Source organism: Acinetobacter sp. Leaf130 (assembly GCF_001423205.1).
Classification (GTDB): domain Bacteria; phylum Pseudomonadota; class Gammaproteobacteria; order Pseudomonadales; family Moraxellaceae; genus Acinetobacter; species Acinetobacter calcoaceticus.
The window spans coordinates 677,147-700,794 of the sequence record NZ_LMOE01000001.1 but is presented as its reverse complement, the minus strand read 5'-3'; the positions used below and the strand labels follow the sequence as shown (position 1 = coordinate 700,794).

Genomic DNA, 23,648 nt, shown 5'->3' with positions numbered 1-23,648 from the left:
GCATCTTATGAACCAATTACAAAGCAAGATTAATGTTCGAAGTGAAGACTTCAAAACAAACCAGCAAGCCATGCAAACATTGGTCACAGATCTAAAACAAGTGGCCCAACGTATCGCTTTAGGTGGTGGTGAAAATGCCCGTCAAAAACATTTGGCTAGAGGGAAACTTTTACCCCGTGAACGTATTGATCAATTGATTGATGTCGGAACGGCATTTTTAGAAATTGGTCAATTGGCAGCGTACAACGTTTATGAAGATGATGTTCCTGCTGCGGGTGTGATTGCAGGTATTGGTCAAGTTAACGGCATCACTTGCATGATCGTTGCCAACGATGCAACGGTTAAAGGTGGAACATATTACCCACTTACAGTTAAAAAGCATTTACGTGCACAAGAAATTGCCGAACAAAATCACTTGCCTTGTATTTATTTGGTGGACTCAGGCGGTGCCTATTTACCAATGCAAGATGAAGTTTTCCCAGACCGCGATCACTTTGGGCGTATTTTCTATAATCAAGCACGCATGTCGAGCCTAGGTATCGCTCAAATTGCTGTCGTAATGGGAAGCTGTACCGCTGGTGGTGCTTATGTACCTGCCATGTCTGATGAAACCATTATTGTTCGTAACCAAGGTACGATTTTCTTAGGCGGCCCTCCTCTGGTAAAAGCTGCGACTGGCGAAGTCGTGAGCAGCGAAGACTTAGGTGGTGGTGATGTACACACACGTCTTTCAGGCGTGGCTGACCATTTAGCCGAAAATGATGAACATGCGATTGCCATAGCGCGTAACATTGTTGCCAACTTAAATAAAAAGCCAAATGATTTAAATAAACAAGTTGATGAACCATTGTTTGATGCATCTGAACTCTACGGCGTGGTGCCAAGTGATGCACGTAAGCCTTTTGATATTCGTGAAGTGATTGCACGCATTGTAGATGGTTCTCGTTTTGATGAGTTTAAAGCACGTTTTGGCTCAACACTCATTACTGGTTTTGCTTCGCTTTATGGTATGCCAGTCGGCATTATTGCCAATAACGGGATTTTATTTTCAGAGTCTGCACAAAAAGGTGCACACTTTATTGAACTGTGTACTCAGCGCAATATTCCATTGTTATTTTTGCAAAACATTACGGGCTTTATGGTCGGTCGCCAGTATGAAAACGAAGGGATTGCAAAAAATGGCGCTAAACTGGTCATGGCAGTTGCAACCGCAAATGTACCAAAACTCACCTTGATTATTGGTGGTTCGTTTGGTGCGGGTAACTACGGTATGTGCGGACGCGCTTATTCACCACGCTTTTTATGGACTTGGCCGAACTCTCGTATTTCAGTGATGGGCGGCGAACAAGCAGCCAGCGTACTTTCAACTTTAAAACGCGACCAAATTGAGCAAAAAGGTGCCGAGTGGTCAGCACAACAAGAAGACGAGTTTAAACAACCAATCCGTGAGCAATACGAGCGCCAAGGCCATCCGTACTATGCTTCTGCCCGACTTTGGGATGACGGTGTAATCGACCCAGCGCAAACCCGTCAAGTACTCGGTTTAAGTCTTGCTGCTGCCATGAATGCCCCTATCCAGCCAACCAAATTTGGCGTGTTCCGCATGTAAGAGGTGTATATGAGCTATCAATTTTTACAACTCGAACAACAAGGTCAAGTTGCCTATGTTTGGCTGAATCGCCCTGAACTACACAATGCCTTCAATACCACAGTCATTGAAGAGTTGCATGCTTGCTTTAAGCAAATCAATACACGTGATGATATTCGTGTTGTGGTTCTAGCTGGTCGCGGCAAAAGCTTTTCAGCAGGTGCCGACCTCAACTGGATGAAACAGGCAGGTCAGGCATCTTCAGCAGAAAATGAAGCAGATGCTCTAAAACTCGCGCAAATGTTAGATGCACTTGCAACGCTGAGACAACCGACTATTGCCCGCGTTCATGGCATTGCCTTTGGTGGTGGTATGGGCTTGGCATCAGCTTGTGATATTTGTATTGCCAGTACTGACGCCAAGTTTGCAACCTCTGAAGTGCGTTTAGGTCTTGCGCCATCTACCATTAGCCCATATGTGATTCGTGCGATTGGCGCCAGACAAGCCTCTCGTTACTTTTTAACTGCTGAGCGTATTTCGGCACGTGACGCCAAACAAATTGGCTTGGCACATGAAGTCGCAGATGCGGAAGACTTAGACAGAAAAGTTCAAGAAATTATTGATGCTCTATTACTTGGTGGCCCCCACGCTCAGGCTGCATCAAAACAACTCATTCAAATGGTGAGTAACCAGATCATGAGCAATGATTTGCTACAACAGACAGCGCATCATATTGCTCAAGTTCGTCAAGGTAGCGAGGCAAAAGAAGGTCTGAGTGCCTTTTTAAATAAACAACAGCCTGCTTGGGTTTCTAACTCGAATAACAACAATTAAGGACGATCATCATGTTTGAAAAGATTTTAATTGCGAACCGTGGTGAAATTGCCTGCCGTGTGATTCGTACAGCTAAAAAATTAGGTATTGCAACGGTTGCTGTTTACTCTGATGCAGACGCAAATGCACAACATGTCAAACTTGCAGATGAAGCCATCTATATTGGCCAGTCGCCTGCGACTCAAAGTTATTTACAAGCTGACCGCATTATTCAAGCTGCCATTGACACAGGTAGCCAAGCGATCCATCCGGGCTATGGTTTTTTATCCGAAAATGACCAGTTTGCACTTGCTTGCCAACAACACAATATTTGCTTTATTGGCCCGCCAGTCGATGCCATTTTAGCTATGGGTTTAAAAGCCACGTCTAAAGCTTTAATGGAAAAAGCAGGCGTCCCTTTAACACCGGGTTATCACGGAACCAACCAAGACGCTGAATTTTTAAAACAACAGGCAGACAAAATTGGCTATCCAGTTTTAATCAAAGCTAGTGCTGGCGGTGGCGGTAAAGGCATGAGCTTGGTTGAGCGCAGTGAAGATTTTCTACATGCCTTAGCCTCATGTAAGCGCGAAGCTAAATCGAGCTTTGGTAATGATGATGTCTTAATTGAACGCTATGTGATTCAACCGCGTCACATCGAAGTACAAGTGTTTGGTGATACACACGGCAACTATGTGCATTTATTTGAGCGCGACTGCTCCGTACAACGTCGCCACCAAAAAGTGTTAGAAGAAGCCCCTGCTCCACAAATGCCGAGTGAGAAGCTTGATGCGATGCGTCAGGCTGCTATTGATGCTGCACATGCAGTAGACTATGTCGGTGCCGGTACGGTCGAGTTTATTGTGGAACAAGACGGCACGGCGTATTTCATGGAAATGAATACCCGCTTACAAGTCGAACACCCAGTGACTGAAATGATTACCGGTGAAGACTTGGTTGAATGGCAACTTCGTGTAGCTTATGGCGAACCGTTACCTAAACTACAAAACGAATTACAAATTCACGGGCATGCGCTCGAAGCACGTATTTACGCCGAAGAACCTGAAAAAGGCTTTTTACCTGCGATTGGGAAAATTGACTATCTGCACTACCCAACTCAGAACCAATATGTGCGTGTAGATAGCGGCATTGTTGAAGGCGATGAAATCACGACGTATTACGACCCCATGATTGCCAAACTCATTGTATGGGGTAAAAACCGTGAAGCTGCACTCATTCAAATGCAACACGCTTTAAGCCAATTCCATGTGGATGGCTTAGGCAACAACATTGCCTTTCTTGAAAAGATTGTTCGCAGCGACTCATTCAAACAAGCCAAGCTTGATACCAACCTGATTCAACGCGAACAAAACTTCTTGTTTAGTCCTGAAGAGATTAAACCTGAACTTGTGGTGGCAGCGGCATTTATTGAGTTTCTAAGTAAACTTAATAACAACAGCTCAAGCCAAAAACAGCTTTGGCAGGCTCAACCACTTTGGCGCTTAAATATTGCCTATCAGCACAGCATTAAACTGAATTATTTAAACCAAAATATTCAAATCAAATTTGCCTCACATGAGGATGGCTTCACCGCAGAATATAACGGACAAAGCTACCCGATTTCAGGTCAATTAATTGATGCGCATACTGCCTCTGTTCAAATTGCTGGTACTCAGCAAAAGCTATCTTTTAATCAAAGTCAGCAAGGCATTACCTTATTCCAAAATGGGCAAAGCTATAAATTTGCTTATATTCGTCAAGATTTTAATCAAGCAGATAGCCAAGCCGATGAAGGTCACCTGAAAGCCCCAATGCCGGGTGTAGTCACGCAAGTGCTGGTGAGTGCAAATCATAGCGTTAAGAAAGACGATATTTTAATGACGCTTGAAGCAATGAAAATGGAATACACCATCCGTGCCCCTAAAGATGGCTTGATTGTAGACTCCTATTTCCAAGTTGGCGATCAAGTCAAAGCTGGCGATGAACTTGTGGAATTTCAACCTGCACAGGAGGAAGTTGCATGAGTGAGTTTGTCAAAATTGTGGAGGTCGGTCCGAGAGACGGCCTCCAAAATGAAAAGCAGGCTTTAACGGTTGAACAACGCTTAAACTTTATTAATGACTTGATAAATGCAGGCCTAAAATTTATTGAAGTGGGTTCATGCGTTTCGGCAAAATGGGTACCGCAAATGGCTCAAAGTGACGAGCTATTTAAGCTGTTACCACAGACCACAGATGTACAATTTAGCCTGCTCACCCCCAATATCAAAGGTTTTGAAACAGCTCAAGCCGTAGGATGCAAAGAGGTTGCGGTTTTTACCGCAGCTTCTGAAAGCTTTACGCGTAAAAATATTAACTGCTCTATCGATGAAAGCTTTGAAAAATTTAGCGATGTCATGAGCGCAGCGAAAGCACAGAACATACGTGTGCGTGGTTATGTCTCTTGTATTGTCGATTGCCCTTATGAAGGCGCGATTGCACCTGAGCAAGTGGTGAAAGTTGTTAAACGGCTCTATGACATGGGCTGCTATGAAGTGTCTTTAGGTGAAACCATTGGCACCGCAACACCAGATCGAGTTCAAAAGGTTTGGCAAGCCTGCCTCACTGAACTAGATAGCAAGGTTTTGGCAGGACATTTCCACAATACCTATGGCATGGCAATTGCCAATATTTATCAGTCCCTACAGCAAGGCATTCGTGTTTTTGATTCGTCCCTTGCTGGACTTGGCGGCTGCCCGTATGCCAAAGGCGCCTCTGGTAATGTATCAACCGAAGACCTGTTTTATTTGCTGTCACACATGGGATTTGAAACTGGGATTGACTTAGAAAAACTGATGCAAGCCAGCCAGAATATTAGCAATGTATTAAACCGAAAAAGCTTGTCGAATTATGCAAATGCCTATTGGCAAACCAAGTGTGCGTAGTAATAAATAAAATAACTCAGCATCTGGTATAAGGCTTACTCTATTAGGTTAAGTACCAGATCATCCTATCTCATCTTTATCTCATTTCATTCAGAAATTGGGACTAAATCCATCATGCAATTTATTTAAAATCTATCATTCATCTCTGTATTAAATGCCCCTCTCAACAGAAGCATTCTCTACCCTATTTTTATTCTAATCCGTATTATTGTTCATCCTTTTCTAGTTTAGTCCTTAAAAATTTATCTCATTATTTATAAAAATAAGATGCATCCATTTCAATTCTTGGTGAAATATATTCTTCCACCCAATCCAACCATGCACGCGTTTTGGCATCAATAAAATGGCGTGAAGGCAGTAAGGTATAAACTCCAATATCGGGCGAACGCCATTCGGGCAAGATATGGCATAATCTTCCATTTTGAACTGCCTCTAAAGCCGAAAACATCGGCAATAACGCCACGCCCATGTCCTGCTGTACAACATCTAATAATAATTCTGGGTTATCTGCAATGAGTTGCCCACCAATATCGATTTGGTAAGACTCACCATTTGCATTTAACAAGTGCCAATCTGCTGTAATCGACGGGTTTACTAAGCGTAAACAGGCATGATTTTTTAAGTCTTCTGGTGACTTAGGAACACCATGTTTTTCTAAATACGCAGGTGAAGCACATAAAACAGAAAAAATAGTGCCAATTCTGCGTGCAACAAAGCGGGAGTCTGTTAAAGACTCAGTGAGATAGAGACTCACATCTACCCCTTTCGCCAACAGGTCCGGAACGTACTGCGATGTCGTATATTCCACCGTTAACTCGGGGTAATTTTTGCAAAACTCGGCCATGACTGGAAAAACATAGTGATGCCCAAAGCTTCCCATGCTTAATACACGTAAACGCCCTTTCGGTTTAGATGCCGTTCCTGTTACTTCTGATTCTGCTTCATCCACTATTGAAATGACTTGGCGACAGCGCTCTGCATAAGTCGCACCAATATCGGTCAGAGCCTGCTGGCGCGTTGAGCGTTGTATTAATTTTGTACCTAAGCGTGTTTCTAGCTCGCTGATAAGACGTGAAACCTGTGCTGTGGTCAGATCCATCTGCTCAGCTGCTGCTGTGAAACTCCCGCTATCAATCACTTTCAGGAATGCATGCATTGCATGCAATAGTCCACCATCGAGATTTTTGCGCATAACGTAAATATGTTTTCCTAAATTACGGATTGTTGCACCAGTTTAGATCAACCACAATGACTAAATGTACATACATTGGCACTAATTCTTTTTTAAGAAGAGGAACCGATCTTTTTTTATTTCGTATGTCACTTGCTCCAAATATTCAACTGGATGTTGAAAAAAGAAAGTAGTCCGAGCTACTAAAAATTCTAAGGAGATATAAATGAACATAGCTACAAAAGTCACTCCAAATATTATTGCAACAAAGGATGTGTCACTTGAAGATAAATATATAAGTGATAACGGTACAGCATATATGACCGGCATTCAGGCACTTGTTCGATTGCCTCTTGCTCAGACTCGCCGTGACGCGATTAATGGTTATCATACTGCTGGTTTTATTTCTGGTTATCGCGGTTCTCCTGTTGGTAACTATGATAGTTTCCTTTGGCAAGTTCAAGGATTACTTAAATCCCATAATGTTGTATTTCAACCTGGTGTAAATGAAGACTTGGCTGCTACCGCAATTTGGGGTACGCAACAAGTTAATCTTTCAGGCCAAGGGAAATATGATGGAGTGTCTTCATGGTGGTATGGTAAAGGCCCGGGTGTTGACCGTTCAGGCGATGTACTCCGCCATGCTAACTTAGCTGGTACCTCTGAACGTGGTGGTGTCGTTGCTTTATTTGGTGATGACCACTCTTGTAAATCTTCTACAATCCCTCACCAGTCTGAACATGTCATGATTGGTTGTGGTATTCCAATTTTCTACCCAACATCCGTTCAACAAATTTTAGACTTTGGCGTACACGCCATTGCCGTTTCACGTTTTTCTGGCCTATGGTCTTCAATGAAGCTGGTCAGTGAAATTGTGGAAACTTCCGCTTCAGTTCATGTTGATCTAGACCGAGTTACTCCAGTTATACCTGAAGATGTTAATTTCCCAGAGGGCGGCGTTAATATCCGTTGGCCAGATCACGGCATTCAGCAAGAAGAACGTCTTTATAAATATCGCTTACCTGCTGTTTTGGCTTATGCCCGCGCGAATAAAATCAACACCGTAACATGGCCGTGTGAAAATGCCCGTATCGGTATTGCCGCAAGTGGTAAAGGTTATTTAGATACGATTGAAGCCCTACGCATTTTAGGTATTGAAGATGAAACTGCCCAACAGCTTGGGCTACGTGTTTATCAAGTTGGTCTCATTTGGCCTTTAGAACCTCAAGGCGTTCGTGAATTTGCAGAAGGTTTGCAAGAACTGATTGTTATTGAAGAAAAACGTCCAATTATTGAAGCACAAATTAAAGATGAGCTGTATTCACTTCCTGATGGCAAACGCCCACATGTGATTGGTAAAGCCACCGATGGGAAAGGTGAATGGAGTACCTCTATTGAGGAAGCACCACTCATTGGTCACTATGAGTTTCAGCCTGAACCTATTGCAAAAATGCTGGCTACTCGCTTCTTAAAACTAGACATTCCAGAAAGCCTAAAAGTACAAATCCAAAGCAGAATCGACTTATTACTAAAAGCAGAGCAAGAATCAAAACGTGTTATTGATCTTGCTGAGCGTAAACCCTATTTCTGTAGTGGTTGCCCACATAACTCTTCAACAGTCGTCCCTGAAGGTAGCCGTGCGTTAGGCGGTATCGGTTGCCACTATATTGCTGTTTCACTTGACCGTGGTACAGAAACGTTCTCTCAAATGGGCGGTGAAGGTGTAAGCTGGGTCGGTGCATCGCCATTTACCAATGAAAAACACATTTTTGCTAACCTTGGTGATGGAACTTACTTCCACTCGGGTTACTTAGCAATTCGTCAATCTATCGCTGCAAAAACTAATATTACCTACAAAATCCTCTACAACGATGCGGTCGCTATGACAGGTGGTCAACATGTAGATGGGCATTTGAGCGTTGCACAATTAACTCGCCAGCTTGCTGCTGAAGGTATTAAAAAACAAGTTATTGTCACTGATGAAGTTAAACTATTAAACGAAGAAGACGGCATTGCACCGGGTGTAGAAATTCGCCACCGCAATGAACTCGACGCCGTTCAACGTGAGTTACGTGAAGTTTCAGGTGTGACCGCTTTAATTTATGTACAAACCTGTGCCAGTGAAAAACGCCGTCGCCGTAAACGTGATGCCTACCCTGACCCAGCTGAGCGTTTATACATTAACAGTGATATTTGCGAAGGCTGTGGCGACTGTTCGAAAAAATCAAACTGTTTATCTATTGAGCCAGTAGAGACAGCTTTAGGTACTAAGCGTCAAATTAACCAAAGTAGCTGTAATAAAGACTTCACTTGTGCTGAAGGGTTCTGCCCAAGTTTTGTGACTGTTCATACACGTGATATGAAACGTCCAGCTAAATTTGAAGGTATTGGTGCAGGCTGGCCGACATCACCAATCATTCCTCAGTTATATGATGTTCCAAGTCGTATTATGGTCGGTGGTATTGGCGGTACAGGTGTTGTGACTATTGGTGCACTCCTTGGTATGGCGGCTCACCTAGAAGGCAAAGCGACACGTGTTATGGACATGGCTGGACTTGCCCAAAAAGGCGGTACGGTTTATTCATACGTACAACTTGCAGCAAGTGATGAGCAAATTTCTTCCACCAAAATTCCAGCAGGACAATGTGAATTACTGATTGGTGCAGATGCCGTAGTTGCTGGCGGTAGTGCCGCACTTTCTCGTTTAAGAGATGATGCTTTAGTTATTGTGAATGAAGACAGCACGCCGACTTCTGAATTTATTAAATCTCGTGACTGGTATGCGCCTATTACCGATTTAATTGATCGTCTTCGTGGTCGTGTTCGTCAAGGTCAATTGGTTTCATTACCAGCAGCTCGCATTGCAACACAACTATTAGGCGATGCAATCTATACCAACCAGTTATTACTCGGTATGGCATGGCAATCTGGTCGTATTCCGCTCTTACGTGAAAGCATTGAAAAAGCAATTAAGTTAAATGGTACTGCTGTTGAAAAGAACATCGAAGCTTTCCGTGTGGGTTGTCATCTTGCAAGTGACCCAACTTTAGCTGCACGTTTACTTGCGGCAATGCCAAAAACAAAAACGCCTCAAACGTTGGCTGAACTTATTGAAGACCGCTCTGCTCGTCTTACAGACTATTGGAATGACGCTTATGCAACTAAATACCGTACACTGGTAGAACTGGCTGCTAAAAAGTTACCAGAAGAATTAACTGGTACGATTGCAACCCAGCTTTATAGAGTCATGGCGTACAAAGATGAATATGAAGTTGCACGTCTGTTAACAGGCAAAAGCTTCAAAGAATCGATTGAAACACAGTTCGGTCAAGGCTTACGTTTAACTTACCATCTTGCTCCGCCAGCGTTACTTGGTGGTCTTCAAAATGTTCGTAAACGTGCATTTGGTTACTGGATGCGCTTCCCAATGATGATGCTTGCTCGCCTACAATGGCTACGTGAGACTTTCCTCGACCCATTTGCTCGCCAAGAAGAACGTCAACACGAACAAGCATGGCGTGACCGTTACATCGCATTTGTTGAAGCACTTGTTGAAGCTCCAGAAAATCATAACTTGGCTGTTGCTGAACAAATTGCAAAATTACCAGCAGAAGTTCGTGGTTATGGACATATCAAAATGAAAGCAATGGATGCTGCAAAACAGCGTTGGGATGAACTTACACCAACACTGATTAAAGTTCGTAGCTAAGAAATTGCTTAAAAATTAAATCTTGAAATAAAAAAGTCATCCTGAGGGATGACTTTTTTATGGGTTCAAATATTTATTTGGCCATCTTACGTAAAGTTAAAATCTGCTCGCTTCTTCCAAATGGGCCATAGAGGTCATGTAAAACTGCACTTGTTAAGCCAATACCATCCGATCCATATTGTTGAACAGTTTCCAAACCTAACCATTTACCTTGCGGATAACGATGCATGTGAATTTGCAAATCAAGATTTGGAAAACCCCACGTAAACTCACCTTCTTGTCTTGGTACAATTCCGTTTGCGGTATCCACCATGCCAATCAAATGTGCAAAATCTGTGGTCGGCTGCCCTTCAACCATTTCTTTATCATTATTTAGCCAAACAATGCCTTTGCCTGCGCGATGCTGATCATCAATTTTTGTCACTAGTGTTTGAATAAAACCACCCGGCCATCTTTTCATACCCTTCCACTCTGTAAAAGAGTCTGGATGATGAACTGGCTGATCTTCAAGCCCAGCAATATCAGAACTGTCTTGAGTACACATTCGCCATGCTCTGGCAACAATACAAGTTTTACCTTGTGCTTGCATTTCAGCTTCTATTAGCTCAATTGTTTTTCCGGCACGAATCACTTGGGTCTTAATTGTAAACTCACCAAATGCAATAAGACCGAAAATATCAAAACTAATTCGACCAATTCGCATGCCTTGTCGTGGTGAAAACTGCTCTAACTCCGCTGCTATTAAGCCACTTGCTGGTGCCATATGCTGTTCATGAGGGTTCCAAGTGCCTTGTGCATGAACAGTTGAGCAATAATGAGCAATGACCTCACCTTCAGGACCAATTGATCTATTCAGTAATTGATAATAAGCATTCATGATTTTCTTTCCTTAGTCCTTATTGAACATCAATATTTAATGAAAGTTCACGTTTTAATGCTTATATTAATAGTCTACTCCTTTGGCTAAATTGGTTTTTCCTACCAAAAACTCATGAGTCTAAAGTTACAAATTTAATCAATGGGTAAAATTCCACATGAAAATCTCACCCATTGATTCTCAAAAACTAAGATTAACTAGAATGCAAAAGCCTCTTGATCAAGCTCCATGACAGATTCAGCTCCTGACTCAATTGCGGCAGCATGGCTTTGTGTACGATGCAAAAGTTTTTGATAGAAAAACTTAGCTGTGCTTAGCTTCGCTTTATAAAAAGCTTCCTCTTGTGTACCTAATGCCAATTTTTCATGGGCAACTTGTGCCATTCGAGCCCAAAGATAGGCAAACACGACGTAACTGGAAAAATAAAGATAATCTACAGAGGCCGCGCCAATTTCTTCTGGATTGTGCTTCGCTTTTTCGGCAATTGTTGTAGTGAGCGATAACCATTGTTGCTTGAGTTCATCTAATTTTTCTGAATAAGGTTTCAGTGCAACATTTGCTTGATGTTGAAGAATGAATTGATCAATTAAATCCGTCATATTCTTTAAAAGCTTGCCTTCTGAATTTAAGACTTTACGTGCAAGCAAATCTAAAGACTGGATTTCGGTTGTTCCTTCATACAATGTTGAAATGCGTGCATCGCGTACAATTTGCTCCATTCCATGCTCAACAATAAACCCATGCCCGCCAAACACTTGAACACCATGTTTTGCAGACTCATTACCAGACTCAGTTAAAAAGGCTTTAGCAATAGGTGTTAAAAAAGCCAGTAGATTATCGGACTGTTTTTGCTGCTCTTGATCGGCTGAACTTTCAACAATGTCTACATGTTGAGCTAGAAAATAAGCCAGCGCACGTCCACCTTCAGCAAATGCTTTTTGTGTCATTAACATTGAACGTACGGCAGGATGCACAATAATCGGATCAGCATTCTTTTCTGGATATTTTGGACCAGATAATGAACGCATTGCGAGCCGCTCTTTTGCATAACTTAACGCGCCCTGAAATGAAATTTCAGAGGCAGCAAGCCCTTGTACTGCCGTGCCAATACGTGCCGTATTCATAAAGGTAAACATACAATTAAGCCCGCGATTTTCCGGACCAATCAAATAACCTTGAGCACCATCAAAGTTAAGAACACAGGTGGCATTTCCGTGAATACCCATTTTATGTTCAATCGCACTACAGACAACCTGATTGCGATCTTGCAAATTACCTTCATCATCTACATTAAATTTAGGCACGATAAACAAAGAAATACCTTTTGTACCTGCGGGCGCCTGAGGTAATCGAGCTAAAACAATGTGAATAATATTTTCAGAAAGATCGTGTTCACCTGCCGATATAAAAATCTTTTCCCCAGTAATAGAGTAACTACCATCCGGATTTGGTTCAGCCTTAGTTCTAATTAAACCGAGGTCTGAGCCCGCATGTGATTCGGTTAAACACATGGTTCCAGTCCAGATTCCACTAATTAACTTGGTTAAAAACTGCTGCTTTTGCTGTTCTGTTCCGTGGTGTTCAATTGTTCTCATCGCACCATGAGATAACCCTTGATACATTGCCCAAGCCCAGTTAGAACCACACAACATTTCAGAAATCGCAATGCGTAATAGAGTTGGTAAGCCCTGCCCACCATATTCAGGGTCGGCGGTTAGAGAGGTAAACCCAAGTTCGGCATATTTTTGGTAGGCTTCTTTAAAACCTTTCGGTGTAGTCACTACGCCTTGATTTAAATGACACCCTTCTTGATCACCATTTTGATTAATAGGTGCCAATTCATTTTCACAGAAATCTGCTGCTGCCTCTAAATATTGATCAATTAATTCTCGATTTACGCTTTCCTGATATTTGCTTAAACGTTGGTAGTTCTCTTCTGTTTGAAGCATTTCATGCAGAACAAATTGCATATCACGTAATGGAGCTTTGTATAAAGGCATAATTTTTTCCCTTTCACTTCACTGTCTGTTTCATGCAGGCAGATATGTTTTTCCTTGAATAGACTTTTATTTTTTCAACTCAACCAAAATATCAAAAAATTTCTTATAGCAAAACTAATTTTCACTATTTTCATAAAATTTAACCAGTAAAAATATCCATTAAATATTTAATATGCTGTATTTAAATAATATTATTAAATACAAAGGTAGAGAAATAAAAATTTGATTACTATTTTAATTTTGTATTGCAAAATATTATTCCGTAAAAAATCAATTTATAGTATTGTGATTACATTGCTTAATCATCCAAGGACGATTTATGGATAGCCCGAAATACACAGGTCTTGAATTTTTAACAGCTTTAAAAAATGGTGAAGTTTCTCCATCACCTATGGCTCACACCATACCCATGCAATTAGTAGAAGTTTCCGAAGGTAAAGCTACTTATAAAGTTACTCCTAGACAAGAACATCGAAATATACAAGGCGGTGTACACGGCGGCTTTTGTGCTACAGCTTTAGATACAGCTACTGGAAGTGCTGCGCATACCTTACTCGAACATGGAGTTGGTTATGGGACTATTGATTTGAATGTAAAAATGATTCGTCCCATGCAAGTTGATACGTCTTACTACGCAAAGGCTGAGTTGATTAATGCGGGGCGCAATATTATTAGCACCGAAGGTAAAATCGTGGATGAAAATGGAAAAGTATATGCTTTTGCCACAGCCACATTAATGATTATTCGAAAATAAAAGCCCTGTTAAGCTCCTCCTTATGGAGCTTTTTCTTGCTTGGCAATTTTGTCCATTTCATAGAAATCTAAGCGATCAATCATAAAACTCACAATGGCTAGACTTATACCTAAGGCTACACAGGCTTCCCATCCCCAGTGTTTCCATGCATAAACTGCAATAAAAGAACCTAAGGCCGCCCCACCAAAATAGAGCGTCATATAAATTGAGTTAATGCGGGAACGTGCCTGCGCGGAAATTCGATAAACCAGATTTTGGTTGAGTACATGAAATGCAGACAGCCCAAAGTAAGCCATAATTACGCCAACCGCATAGGCCACTAAAGATTGCTGTGCAAAAAATAGTGGTATCCATGCAGTAATTAATAAAACCATGCTAACCAGTGCAACTTTATTCTCAAGTCCCGCTGCAATTTTCTTACCCGCCCACGGTGTGGCAAACACACCAGCTAACCCGACAATTCCAAATAGACCAATTTGGAAATCATTAAAATGATAAGGAGCATTGGCTAAAAGAAATGTCATGGTTGTAAAAATAAGTGCCAAAATACCAAAACCAATTCCACCAGCAAAACCACGGCGAAGCAGATGAGGTTGATGCGCCGCTAATGAAAATAATGAACTGTAAATTTGTAGAATATTGAGTTGATGAGATTTACGCGCAACTGGTAATTTTAACCACATGATCCAAGCAAAAACCAAAATGACGATGCCACTAATTAAATAAACGGCATGCCAAGACCAAACCGTAGAAAGTAAACCCGCAATAGAGCGCGCCAATAAAATTCCCAAGAACAAACCACTCATGAGAGTCCCAACAACTTGCGGGCTTTTTTTCGGACCTGCCAAACCTGCGGCGAAAGGAACCAAAACTTGAGTTGCAATAGAAAAGAATGTCGCTAAAAAGGTAAAGCCATATAAGACTGGCAAGGTTTGGCTAAAAGAAAGCCCCACTTGTGCAAGCCCCGTACAACACATGAGCAAACAAATATAACTACGCTTTTCAAAGAAATCACCGAGTGGAACCAATAGAAACAGACCTACTGCATAAGACAGTTGTCCAATCACAATGGTTAAAGCCACTTGTTCGGCATTAGCCTGCAAAGCTTTGGCAATTGAATAAATTAAAGGCTGGTTATAATAGTTCGAGCCCGCACAAATCCCGCATGTCATCGCCATGATAAAAATAAAGCTTTTTGACAAAATATTGTCTGCATCGGGTCGAACTATTTTTTCCATTTTTAATTACGCCCTATTTTAAAATTTATACATCGACACAAAGTTTACACGTGATACATCAGCTGTTCTGCCATCAAAGACTTCTCGTTTACCTTGATGGTATTCCATGCCGATATCCATTTGTTCAATAGGTGAATAAAAAACGTTAGCCGCATAGTCAGTTAAACGCTTATTGGCATCGGGATTGAGTTTTGCATAAGCCGTATCGTCATCATAATCAAACACTGAAGCTGATAAGTTTGCACGCCATTGCTCATTGAATTTATATGTATAACCAATATTTACGCTATTGAGTTTATTCATAACTAAATCTGTTTTTTCTTCATTTAAAGAAAAATCACCCGCTGCATTTAAACTTGTTGAATTTGCCAAGCCGCTTTGCGTGGTGTACGGCATAAATTTTTGATCACCAACAATATATTGATAATTTGCTTGCACCGATTGCTGTGGCGTTAATTGGTATTTTAACCCGCCCCCTGCACCCCAACTTACTTTCTTAACTGTTGAGGTGGCTACATCTGCTGACTTCTCGTTAATAAAACCTTGAGCAAGTGCAGTTAAAGGACCTTGTTTAAAGGTGTAGCGTCCCGTTAATGATGGAAAAGCCGAGACTCTGGAACCTGTATATTCTAGAGCTACTTTTAAATCATTATTGGCATCAATTTTCCAGTCATAGCGAATTTGAGGAGTACGCGTATAGGAAGTTCCCACAAATTGCGTGTAATCCACCGATTCTGTACGTGTTTCCATGTTGGACATGAGTGACCATGTTTGACCGAATGTCCAATCCTTATAAGTGAAAAATGCATGGCGAATACGGAATTTACCATCACCCGTTCCCATGTTAGAGCTATCAAAGAAATCGGCTTCAATATTTCCCGTAACCGCTTTATTCGGGCTATTAAAATAGACCCCTAAGCGGCTTGCATTTACACTTACATCTGAACGCGCATGATTAGAACGTTTATCACTCTCAAAAGGTGTGCGGTTTAAGCTACTTGTCGTTCTGCCTCCCGAATCAGGTGAAGACTTAAAATCGACCGCCGCATCTATACGGGCAATACCATAAACCTTAACATTGTCGGTCCAAGTCACCCAAGACGGAGCAATCGGCTTAGCTGTTTCAATGCTCTTATTCTTTTCGACATTTTCTTCAATTTGGGCCTGTTTGACCTGTAAATTACTTTGATTTTGTTTTTGAGCTACAAGTTCTGCTTTTAACTTTTGTAGCTCACTTTCTAGCAAATTAATTCGCTGTTCTGTTGTATCTGAAGAATTTGCAAAAACAGTCCCTGAAGCCGCAGCACAAGCTGCAGCTAAAATTAATTTTTTCATCTTTTAATCCTTAAAGAAGCTTTTTTTCCATGTGTATAAATTAGGCTACACGTGCATCTATGAGCGGACAGTCGGTCACTGCCTGTAATTCATCAAAACTTAGACCATCCACCATTTCCTTGACATAGGCTTTCTGATCTTTCAGTTCAATAATGCATAAATCGGTATAAATACGATTTACACATTGCTCACCTGTGAGTGGATATGTGAGCTCTTTTACAATTTTGGACTCACCCTTTTTAGTGACATGTTCCATATAGACATAAATGGTCTTTGCTCCCACAGCCAAATCCATAGCACCGCCTACAGCAGGTACATCATCTGGTTTGCCTGTGTGCCAGTTTGCCAAATCACCATTTAACGCAACTTGGAATGCACCAATAACGCAAATGTCTAAATGGCCTCCACGCATAATGTCAAACGAGTCACCATGATGCATAAAGCATCCACCTTCTAATAAAGTGACAAGTTCTTTTCCGGCATTGACTAAGTCTTCATCTTCTTCACCTGGTTGTGGTGGCGGGCCAAAAGCCAAAACACCATTTTCCGAATGTAAAAAGATTTCTTTGTCTTTTGGCAAAAATTTGGCAACGTTAGTAGGAAGTCCAATTCCCAAATTGACATAGGAACCTTCAGGAATGTCATTGGCAATCAGTCTGGCAATATCTTCACGAGAACGTTTTTGAATTGACATTAGATATCTCCTACTTTTACAACGTGCTGAACAAAAATTCCCGGTGTGATAATGCACTCTGGGTCAAGCGTTCCTAGGTCTACCGTGTCATTGACTTGAACAATGGTATTTTTTGCGGCTTTTGCCATAATCGGGCCAAAATTACGGGCCGCTTTGCGATAAGTTAAATTACCCCAACGATCCGCCTTATCTGCATAAATCAATGCAAAATCAGCTTCAAGTGGATATTCAAGTACATAATTTTTGCCATTAATAGTTCGCGTTTCTTTACCCTCGGCAACTTTGGTGCCATAGCCAGTTGGAGTAAAAACAGCTCCTAATCCTGCACCTGCTGCTTGAATACGGCATGCCAAATTCCCTTGTGGAACCAGCTCTAGCTCGATCTTTCCAGCTCGATATAAATCTTGAAAAACTGTTGACCCAGCAGATTTAGGGAATGAACAAATCATTTTCTTAACACAACCGGCAATAATCAGATTCGTTAAACCCCGATCACCAGATGCTGCATTGTTATTAATAATGGTAAGTTCTTTCTTGCCTAAATCAATTAAGGCCTCAATTAATTCAGCTGGTTGTCCAGTAACACCGAACCCACCTGTCATGATGGTTGCCCCATCAGGAATAGCTTTTAAAATCGGTTCAATATCACTGGTCACTTTATTAATCATTTCTTCACTCTCCTTAGTTATTCAGCTTTTTGAGGATCATATAAACGATCTTTAATAAATAAGGTTGGGATAAGACCACAGACAAAATATGCAATACCCATCAATAATAAACCTGCACCAATGGAACCATGCATTGCCAAATAACCAATGGTCAGTGGTGCAAAGATCGCTCCGATACGTCCAATATTAAATGCACCACCCACTGCTGTACCTCGAATGGAGGTTGGGAAGCTTTCGGTTAAATAAGTTGCGTTAATAGCGTACGGAATACCATAAAGGAAACCAAAAACCAGCATCAGCCAACCAATGTTTTCAGGCGTATGCATATACACCACCACTGGAATAAATAATGCGGTTCCAATCGTACCGAAGGCGAAAACAACTCGGCGTCCAATACGATCTGCTACAAAACCAGCAAGCACTTTGGCAAACATCATGGTCAAAAATGTTCCAATCATATAGATTGCCATTTCTTTAAATTTAATCCCTAACTCGGACTCTAGATAAGCAGGCAACCAGTTACTCACCCCCAAATAACCAAACATCAGGAACCCAGAACTAAATGACCAAAGCATGAGCATCTTGCCGTGTTTTTTATCTTTAAATAGGGCGATATAAGGATTCTCAGCTTTTTTGACAGTGCCAACAGCAGGGTTAGCAAGTTTTAAAGCACGGGCTTTTCTCCATGACTCAGGCTCAGGCACAAAGAAGAACATGAGAACAGCCAAAACAATCGGGATAATCGTAATGAAATACAGCATCCGCCAGCCAAATTCAGGAATAATCCAACCTGATAGACCTGTAATGGTTAAAGAACCGAGGGTATAACCAGTCATCAGTGTTGCTAACACCGTTGTACGATATTTGGTCGGTACCATCTCAGACATTAAAGTATTACAGCCGATGTAGAGACAACCCAATCCCATACAGGTAATAATTCTTAAGATCGCGAGTTGCCCATAGGATTGTGCAAACCCCGTCATACAAGAAAGTATGGCAAATGCTGCTGTTGAAATGACAATAATACGGACTCGTCCAAAACGGTCACTTGCCCAGCCACCAATCAGTCCGCCAATCGCCATACCAAAAATTGACCAACTGCCTAATGCACCTGCCTGAATCGTGGTTAAACCAAATTCAGTCTTAATACTGGTCAGAGTAAAAGCTAGAATGCCAACATCAGCACCATCACAAAGTAAAGTGAGAAATGAAAATATAAAGGCTAGAACCCAGACTTTTTTAGGTGTCTGAGTGACCTCATTGTCTTGGAATGTACTTAGAGCTTCCATTTTCATATTTTTACCTATCCATTACATAAAAGTGAGTATTCCTAAGCTCATTTATTTGAAAGAGAATATTTTTATAAAAATCATCCATCTTTCTATTTATCATTTTTTTCATGCAATAAATTAACTGGTAACCGCGCATGATTTAGGTTCAGACCTGATCATGATCAAGTCTGAAACGCTACTGAATTAATCAGCTTTTTGTGGATTAAATAATCGGTCTTTAATAAATAACAGTGGAATCACACCGCAGATAAAATAAGCAGCTGCCATCACCAATAGCCCTAAACCAATAGAACCACTTTGCGATAAATAACCAATTGTAAGTGGAGAGAAAATCGACAGAACCTTGCCAATATTATAGGCACCACCAACCGCAGAACCACGAATCGAAGTCGGGAAGCTTTCAGTCATATAGGTGGCATTAATGGCGTATGGAATGCCATACAAGAAACCGAAGAACAGCATCATCCATAAAATATTGGTTGGTGTATTTAGATAAACAATGACAGGAATAAACAGTGCTGTACCAATGGTTCCAAAAGCAAACACAGCACGGCGACCCAATTTATCCGCAACAATGCCGGCAATTACTTTGGCAAACATCATAATCAGGAAGGTACCGACCATATACATCGCCATTTCTTTAAACTTGATGCCTAGATCAGACTCTAAATAAGCAGGTAACCAGTTACTTACCCCGTAATAACCGAACTGTAATGCACCTGTACTGATAATCCACAACACAAACATAGTGCCGTGTTTTTTATCTTTTAAAATTTCAAGATAAGGATTCTGACGTTTCACTTTTTGGGTTGGATCGACTGTCGTTGCAGCCAATGCTTTCAATTCACGTGATTTTTTCCACGATGCAGGTTCAGGCACACAGAAGTGCATCAAAATCGACAGCACCACAGGGGTAATTGCAATCCAGTACAGAAAACGCCAACCATGCTCAGGAATAATATGACCTGCTAACAAGGTTGCAAGTAATGAACCCAAGGTATAACCCGTCATCAAGGTTGCCAATACGGTGGTACGATGTTTAGTCGGCACCATTTCTGACATTAAAATATTACAGGCAATATATAATGCACCCAGCCCCATCGAGCCAAAGACTCGTACAATGGCAAACTGCATATAAGAATCAGTAAAACCAAGCGCACAGGTTAAAACTGAAGAATAAGCAATAAAAAACACAATAATACGAACGCGTCCAAAACGGTCACATGCCCAACCACCAATCAGACCGCCAATTGCTGAACCTAAAAGTGTTAAACTTCCTAAAGTACCTGCCTGTACACCCGTTAAATGAAACTCCGTTTTTAAACTGGTTAAGCTGAGCGCAAGAAAACCCAAATCTGCGCCATCACATAACAAGGTAAGAAAGGCAAAGATAAATGCAGTAATCCAAATCTTTTTGGGGGTTTGAATCCCTTCAGGACTTGCTTCCTGCTTCAGTGTTTCTGTGGTCATATCCATATCCTTAGAGGAACATGAGGCATCCGATGCCTCATGGCATTTAATTTTTTATTAGGCTGTAGCTTCCCTAATCATGTTTTTGGCAATAATAATTTGTTGAACTTGCGTGGTTCCTTCATATAAACGGAACAAACGCACATCACGATAAAAACGTTCAATGGCATATTCGCTGATATAACCTGCCCCACCGTGAATTTGTACGCAGCGATCTGCCACTCGACCACACATTTCGGTCGCAAACATTTTTGCGCAAGATGCTTCAGTACTAATGTTTTCACCATTGTCACGACGGCGAGCTGCATCTAAAACCATACATTTAGCTGCATAAATCTCGGCTTTTGAGTCAGCGAGCATGGCTTGAATAAGCTGAAAGTTAGCAATCGGCTGACCAAATTGTTTGCGTTCAATGGCATAGTGAAGAGCATCATTTAACATACGCTCAGCAACACCGACGCTATATGCCCCAATGTGCAAACGCCCTTTGTCTAAAACTTTCATTGCAGTTTTAAAACCAATACCTTCAATGCCACCAATAAGTGCAGATGCAGGTACTCGGCAATTTTCAAAAATGACATCACAGGTATGAGAACCCTTTTGTCCCATTTTTTGATCAATTTTGCCCAAGGTAATACCAGGTGTGTTGGCTTCTACTAAAAAGGCTGAAATACCACCCGATCCTTTAATTTCCGGATTGGTTCGTGCCATTACCGTAAAAGTTGCCGCATGAGGCGCATTGGTAATAAATCGCTTAGTACCATTTAGAACATAAAAATCACCATCTTTTACTGCACTGGTTTTTAAAGAGGCTGCATCCGACCCTGACTCAGGTTCAGTTAAACAAAATGAACCTATAATTTCGCCACTTGCATAACGTGGTAAATATTTTTGCTTTTGCTCTTCTGTGCCATCAATCAAAATTGCACTTGAGCCAATTCCGTTATTGGTACCAATTAAAGAACGGAAAGCTGGTGAGGTTTGCCCAAGTTCAAATGCGACTCTTACTTCTTCTTCCATGGTGATGCCTAAGCCACCATATTCTTCTGGAATTGTGAGTCCGAACAAACCAAGCTCACGCATTTGCTGCACAATGTCATCCGGAATTTTATCTTTCTCTACCACTTCGTTTTCACGAGGGATCAATTCATTTTTTACAAAATCTCGAATTGTTGAAAGTAATTGTTCCAACATCCCTTCATCACGGATCATCTGTGATCTCCCTTCTTATGTATTTCCATCGTACCCATCAGCCAATTCCAGCTTGTCTGGATACCATGTTTTAAATCTTGTTTACTGCGGATTTGTTTCATAGTACGAGAACGAAAACACAAATTTCAAGCTTTTTTGAAAATTAATTTCGTTTAACGAAATTTAAAAACAGACCAATACACAATATCAAGCACTTACACTCTTTAATAGACCACAATCGCTCTATTTAAATAAATAAGACTTGAAATAAATTCCAAAATAAGCATCATAAAAGGAATATAGTTTTGATATGCGAAACAAGGAATGCAAAAATGAGCAAAGAAATAGGGAATAATTTCGTAGATGTTGATTACACCATTCAAAAAATAGCGATTGTAAAAATTAACCGCCCAGAAGCTAAAAATGCCTTAAACGGTGAAGTTCGTAAGCAATTAGCACAAATTTTTTCCGAATTAAGTTTTAACGATGAAATCAATGCGGTTGTACTCACTGGCGGTGATGAAGTCTTTGCCGCGGGTGCAGATTTAAAAGAAATGGCAACAGCAACTTCAACGGAAATGCTATTACGTCACACTGAACGTTATTGGAACGCAATTTCCCAGTGCCCTAAACCAGTGATTGCGGCTGTAAATGGCTATGCGTTGGGTGGTGGCTGTGAATTGGCAATGCATGCCGACATTATTATTGCCGGTAAAAGTGCCGTTTTTGGACAACCAGAAATCAAAGTTGGTTTAATGCCAGGTGCTGGTGGCACACAGCGTTTGTTTCGTGCAGTCGGTAAATTTCATGCTATGCGCATGATTATGACTGGTGCAATGGTGAAGGCTGAAGAAGCTTATATCATTGGGCTTGTTTCACAAGTGACTGAAGACGACCAAACTATTCCCACCGCTATTCAAATGGCACAAAGCCTAGCAAAAATGCCTCCTATAGCCTTGCAGCAAATTAAAGAAGTTGCACTTATGAGTGAAGATGTTCCATTAAATGCTGGCTTAACCCTAGAGCGTAAAGCATTCCAACTACTGTTCTCTACCGAAGATAAAAATGAAGGTGTTCAAGCTTTTATTGAAAAACGCAAACCCTCGTATCAAGGTAAATAATTTAAATAGACAACACCAAAGGAATGAAAATGGCTAAAAAAGTATTTATTAGTACAGGTGGCTCAGGGATTGGACGCTGCATTGCTGAAGCATTTTTAAACAACGATGATGAAGTTTTCGTTTGTGATATTAATGCTCAAAGTCTAGAACAGTTTCAAAAAGATTATCCAAAGTTGCACATATATGCATGTGATTTAGCAGAGCCTGAGCAGATTAAGCTTATGTTTGCCGAAGCGATCAAAAAACTTGGCCATATTGATGTTTTAGTTAACAACACAGGTATTTCAGGCCCAACCATTGCAGCAGATGAACTGAGTTTTGATGACTGGAATACGGTGATTAATTTAAATCTGAATAGTACTTTTTTAATTACTCAATTAGCGATTCCCTTGTTAAAGCAATCAGGCGCCGGTGTCATTATTAATATGTCATCAATTGCAGGCCGCTTAGGCTATCCATATCGTTTGGCGTATTCCACTTCAAAATGGGGGCTGATTGGTTTTACCAAAACGCTTTCTATGGAACTCGGTGCAGATAATATTCGAGTTAACGCGATTCTTCCGGGTGCTGTTGATGGTGACCGTGTCCAACGCGTTCTACAGGCCCGCGCAGATGTAGCCCAAAGTTCTCTTGAGAAGGTCACACAAAATGCACTTAAAAATCAGTCGCTCAAATATTTTGTAAATCCGAAACATATCGCAGATTTATGCTTATTTTTAGCCTCAGATAGTGGTCGTTCTATTTCAGGCCAGATCTTACCAATTGATGGTGATAAACAATGCTTAAGCTAAATCACCCACCCTT

At 41.2% G+C, this 23,648-nt stretch carries 18 protein-coding genes; 8 read left to right on the top strand and 10 right to left on the bottom strand.

The features are described from left to right. Positions 1-7 precede the first annotated feature (7 nt). The 4 genes from ASF86_RS02890 to ASF86_RS02875 are packed head-to-tail and all read left to right on the top strand — an operon-like array spanning position 8 to position 5,324. Complete coding sequence (locus ASF86_RS02890; protein ID WP_004642417.1) at positions 8-1,609, top strand: carboxyl transferase domain-containing protein; 1,602 nt, start codon at positions 8-10, stop codon at positions 1,607-1,609. A 9-nt stretch (positions 1,610-1,618) separates the two neighbouring features. After that, the gene (locus ASF86_RS02885; protein WP_056479275.1) at positions 1,619-2,422 is read left to right on the top strand and encodes an enoyl-CoA hydratase/isomerase family protein; all 804 of its coding nucleotides are present in this window, start codon (positions 1,619-1,621) and stop codon (positions 2,420-2,422) included. Between the two features lie 11 nt (positions 2,423-2,433). Further along, positions 2,434-4,425, top strand: a complete 1,992-nt coding sequence (locus ASF86_RS02880) for an acetyl/propionyl/methylcrotonyl-CoA carboxylase subunit alpha (RefSeq protein WP_056479272.1) — start codon at positions 2,434-2,436, stop codon at positions 4,423-4,425. Next, positions 4,422-5,324, top strand: a complete 903-nt coding sequence (locus ASF86_RS02875; RefSeq protein ID WP_056479269.1) for a hydroxymethylglutaryl-CoA lyase — start codon at positions 4,422-4,424, stop codon at positions 5,322-5,324. Before ASF86_RS02880 ends, ASF86_RS02875 begins: the two co-directional genes overlap by 4 nt. 250 nt (positions 5,325-5,574) lie before the next feature. Here ASF86_RS02875 and ASF86_RS02870 read toward each other — a convergent pair whose 3' ends face one another. After that, the gene (locus ASF86_RS02870; protein WP_045436204.1) at positions 5,575-6,516 is read right to left on the bottom strand and encodes a LysR family transcriptional regulator; all 942 of its coding nucleotides are present in this window, start codon (positions 6,514-6,516) and stop codon (positions 5,575-5,577) included. A gap of 205 nt (positions 6,517-6,721) precedes the next feature. Here ASF86_RS02870 and ASF86_RS02865 point away from each other — a divergent pair, with 205 nt between their 5' ends. After that, entirely contained in the window at positions 6,722-10,204 is a 3,483-nt protein-coding gene (locus ASF86_RS02865) for an indolepyruvate ferredoxin oxidoreductase family protein (protein WP_056479266.1), read from the top strand. A 73-nt stretch (positions 10,205-10,277) separates the two neighbouring features. On the opposite strand, the gene ASF86_RS02860 is transcribed toward ASF86_RS02865, so the two are convergent. Then, on the bottom strand, positions 10,278-11,081 hold the full coding sequence (locus ASF86_RS02860; protein ID WP_056479263.1) for a thioesterase family protein: 804 nt from the start codon (positions 11,079-11,081) through the stop codon (positions 10,278-10,280). A gap of 197 nt (positions 11,082-11,278) precedes the next feature. After that, the gene (locus ASF86_RS02855; protein WP_056479260.1) at positions 11,279-13,081 is read right to left on the bottom strand and encodes an acyl-CoA dehydrogenase C-terminal domain-containing protein; all 1,803 of its coding nucleotides are present in this window, start codon (positions 13,079-13,081) and stop codon (positions 11,279-11,281) included. Positions 13,082-13,385: 304 nt separating this feature from the next. On the opposite strand from ASF86_RS02855, the gene ASF86_RS02850 reads away from it, so the two are divergent. Next, complete coding sequence (locus tag ASF86_RS02850; RefSeq protein ID WP_080026763.1) at positions 13,386-13,835, top strand: PaaI family thioesterase; 450 nt, start codon at positions 13,386-13,388, stop codon at positions 13,833-13,835. 20 nt (positions 13,836-13,855) lie between these two features. Here the strand turns inward: ASF86_RS02850 and ASF86_RS02845 are convergent, their stop codons facing one another. From ASF86_RS02845 to ASF86_RS02815, 7 genes are all read right to left on the bottom strand, one after another. Beyond that, positions 13,856-15,073, bottom strand: coding sequence for an MFS transporter (locus ASF86_RS02845; protein WP_056479257.1), 1,218 nt, complete (start codon positions 15,071-15,073; stop codon positions 13,856-13,858). Between the two features lie 18 nt (positions 15,074-15,091). After that, entirely contained in the window at positions 15,092-16,408 is a 1,317-nt protein-coding gene (gene dcaP / locus ASF86_RS02840; protein ID WP_056479254.1) for an outer membrane trimeric porin-like protein DcaP, read from the bottom strand. 40 nt (positions 16,409-16,448) lie between these two features. Continuing rightward, on the bottom strand, positions 16,449-17,102 hold the full coding sequence (locus ASF86_RS02835; RefSeq protein ID WP_056479251.1) for a 3-oxoacid CoA-transferase subunit B: 654 nt from the start codon (positions 17,100-17,102) through the stop codon (positions 16,449-16,451). Then, a complete protein-coding gene (locus tag ASF86_RS02830) occupies positions 17,102-17,770 on the bottom strand; it encodes a 3-oxoacid CoA-transferase subunit A (RefSeq protein WP_056479248.1) in 669 nt (222 codons plus the stop codon). The genes ASF86_RS02835 and ASF86_RS02830 overlap by 1 nt, the downstream gene beginning before the upstream one ends. A gap of 17 nt (positions 17,771-17,787) precedes the next feature. After that, positions 17,788-19,065 (bottom strand): MFS transporter, encoded by a 1,278-nt coding sequence (locus tag ASF86_RS02825; RefSeq protein ID WP_081407527.1) that lies wholly within the window; start codon positions 19,063-19,065, stop codon positions 17,788-17,790. Positions 19,066-19,245: 180 nt separating this feature from the next. Continuing rightward, the gene (locus tag ASF86_RS02820; RefSeq protein ID WP_004642397.1) at positions 19,246-20,532 is read right to left on the bottom strand and encodes an MFS transporter; all 1,287 of its coding nucleotides are present in this window, start codon (positions 20,530-20,532) and stop codon (positions 19,246-19,248) included. Positions 20,533-20,589: 57 nt separating this feature from the next. Continuing rightward, complete coding sequence (locus ASF86_RS02815; RefSeq protein ID WP_003651134.1) at positions 20,590-21,744, bottom strand: acyl-CoA dehydrogenase family protein; 1,155 nt, start codon at positions 21,742-21,744, stop codon at positions 20,590-20,592. A 311-nt stretch (positions 21,745-22,055) separates the two neighbouring features. Here ASF86_RS02815 and ASF86_RS02810 point away from each other — a divergent pair, with 311 nt between their 5' ends. Both ASF86_RS02810 and ASF86_RS02805 read left to right on the top strand, forming a co-directional pair. Continuing rightward, positions 22,056-22,844 carry an enoyl-CoA hydratase gene (locus ASF86_RS02810; RefSeq protein WP_005041507.1) on the top strand — a complete coding sequence of 263 codons (789 nt, stop codon included), beginning with the start codon at positions 22,056-22,058 and terminating at the stop codon, positions 22,842-22,844. A gap of 29 nt (positions 22,845-22,873) precedes the next feature. Next, positions 22,874-23,635 carry an SDR family oxidoreductase gene (locus tag ASF86_RS02805; RefSeq protein WP_056479246.1) on the top strand — a complete coding sequence of 254 codons (762 nt, stop codon included), beginning with the start codon at positions 22,874-22,876 and terminating at the stop codon, positions 23,633-23,635. The last annotated feature ends 13 nt before the right edge of the window (positions 23,636-23,648 follow it).

Excerpts from the sequence above, each read along its gene's own strand:
- ASF86_RS02865 (WP_056479266.1), top strand. The coding sequence starts at position 6,722 with ATGAACATAGCTACAAAAGTCACTCCAAATATTATTGCAACAAAGGAT.
- ASF86_RS02860 (WP_056479263.1), bottom strand. The coding sequence starts at position 11,081 with ATGAATGCTTATTATCAATTACTGAATAGATCAATTGGTCCTGAAGGT.
- ASF86_RS02820 (WP_004642397.1), bottom strand. The coding sequence starts at position 20,532 with ATGACCACAGAAACACTGAAGCAGGAAGCAAGTCCTGAAGGGATTCAA.
- ASF86_RS02805 (WP_056479246.1), top strand. The coding sequence starts at position 22,874 with ATGGCTAAAAAAGTATTTATTAGTACAGGTGGCTCAGGGATTGGACGC.
- ASF86_RS02825 (WP_081407527.1), bottom strand. The coding sequence starts at position 19,065 with ATGAAAATGGAAGCTCTAAGTACATTCCAAGACAATGAGGTCACTCAG.
- ASF86_RS02810 (WP_005041507.1), top strand. The coding sequence starts at position 22,056 with ATGAGCAAAGAAATAGGGAATAATTTCGTAGATGTTGATTACACCATT.
- ASF86_RS02835 (WP_056479251.1), bottom strand. The coding sequence starts at position 17,102 with ATGTCAATTCAAAAACGTTCTCGTGAAGATATTGCCAGACTGATTGCC.
- ASF86_RS02890 (WP_004642417.1), top strand. The coding sequence starts at position 8 with ATGAACCAATTACAAAGCAAGATTAATGTTCGAAGTGAAGACTTCAAA.
- ASF86_RS02845 (WP_056479257.1), bottom strand. The coding sequence starts at position 15,073 with ATGGAAAAAATAGTTCGACCCGATGCAGACAATATTTTGTCAAAAAGC.
- ASF86_RS02875 (WP_056479269.1), top strand. The coding sequence starts at position 4,422 with ATGAGTGAGTTTGTCAAAATTGTGGAGGTCGGTCCGAGAGACGGCCTC.
- ASF86_RS02885 (WP_056479275.1), top strand. The coding sequence starts at position 1,619 with ATGAGCTATCAATTTTTACAACTCGAACAACAAGGTCAAGTTGCCTAT.
- ASF86_RS02855 (WP_056479260.1), bottom strand. The coding sequence starts at position 13,081 with ATGCCTTTATACAAAGCTCCATTACGTGATATGCAATTTGTTCTGCAT.
- dcaP (WP_056479254.1), bottom strand. The coding sequence starts at position 16,408 with ATGAAAAAATTAATTTTAGCTGCAGCTTGTGCTGCGGCTTCAGGGACT.
- ASF86_RS02870 (WP_045436204.1), bottom strand. The coding sequence starts at position 6,516 with ATGCGCAAAAATCTCGATGGTGGACTATTGCATGCAATGCATGCATTC.
- ASF86_RS02815 (WP_003651134.1), bottom strand. The coding sequence starts at position 21,744 with ATGATCCGTGATGAAGGGATGTTGGAACAATTACTTTCAACAATTCGA.
- ASF86_RS02830 (WP_056479248.1), bottom strand. The coding sequence starts at position 17,770 with ATGATTAATAAAGTGACCAGTGATATTGAACCGATTTTAAAAGCTATT.
- ASF86_RS02880 (WP_056479272.1), top strand. The coding sequence starts at position 2,434 with ATGTTTGAAAAGATTTTAATTGCGAACCGTGGTGAAATTGCCTGCCGT.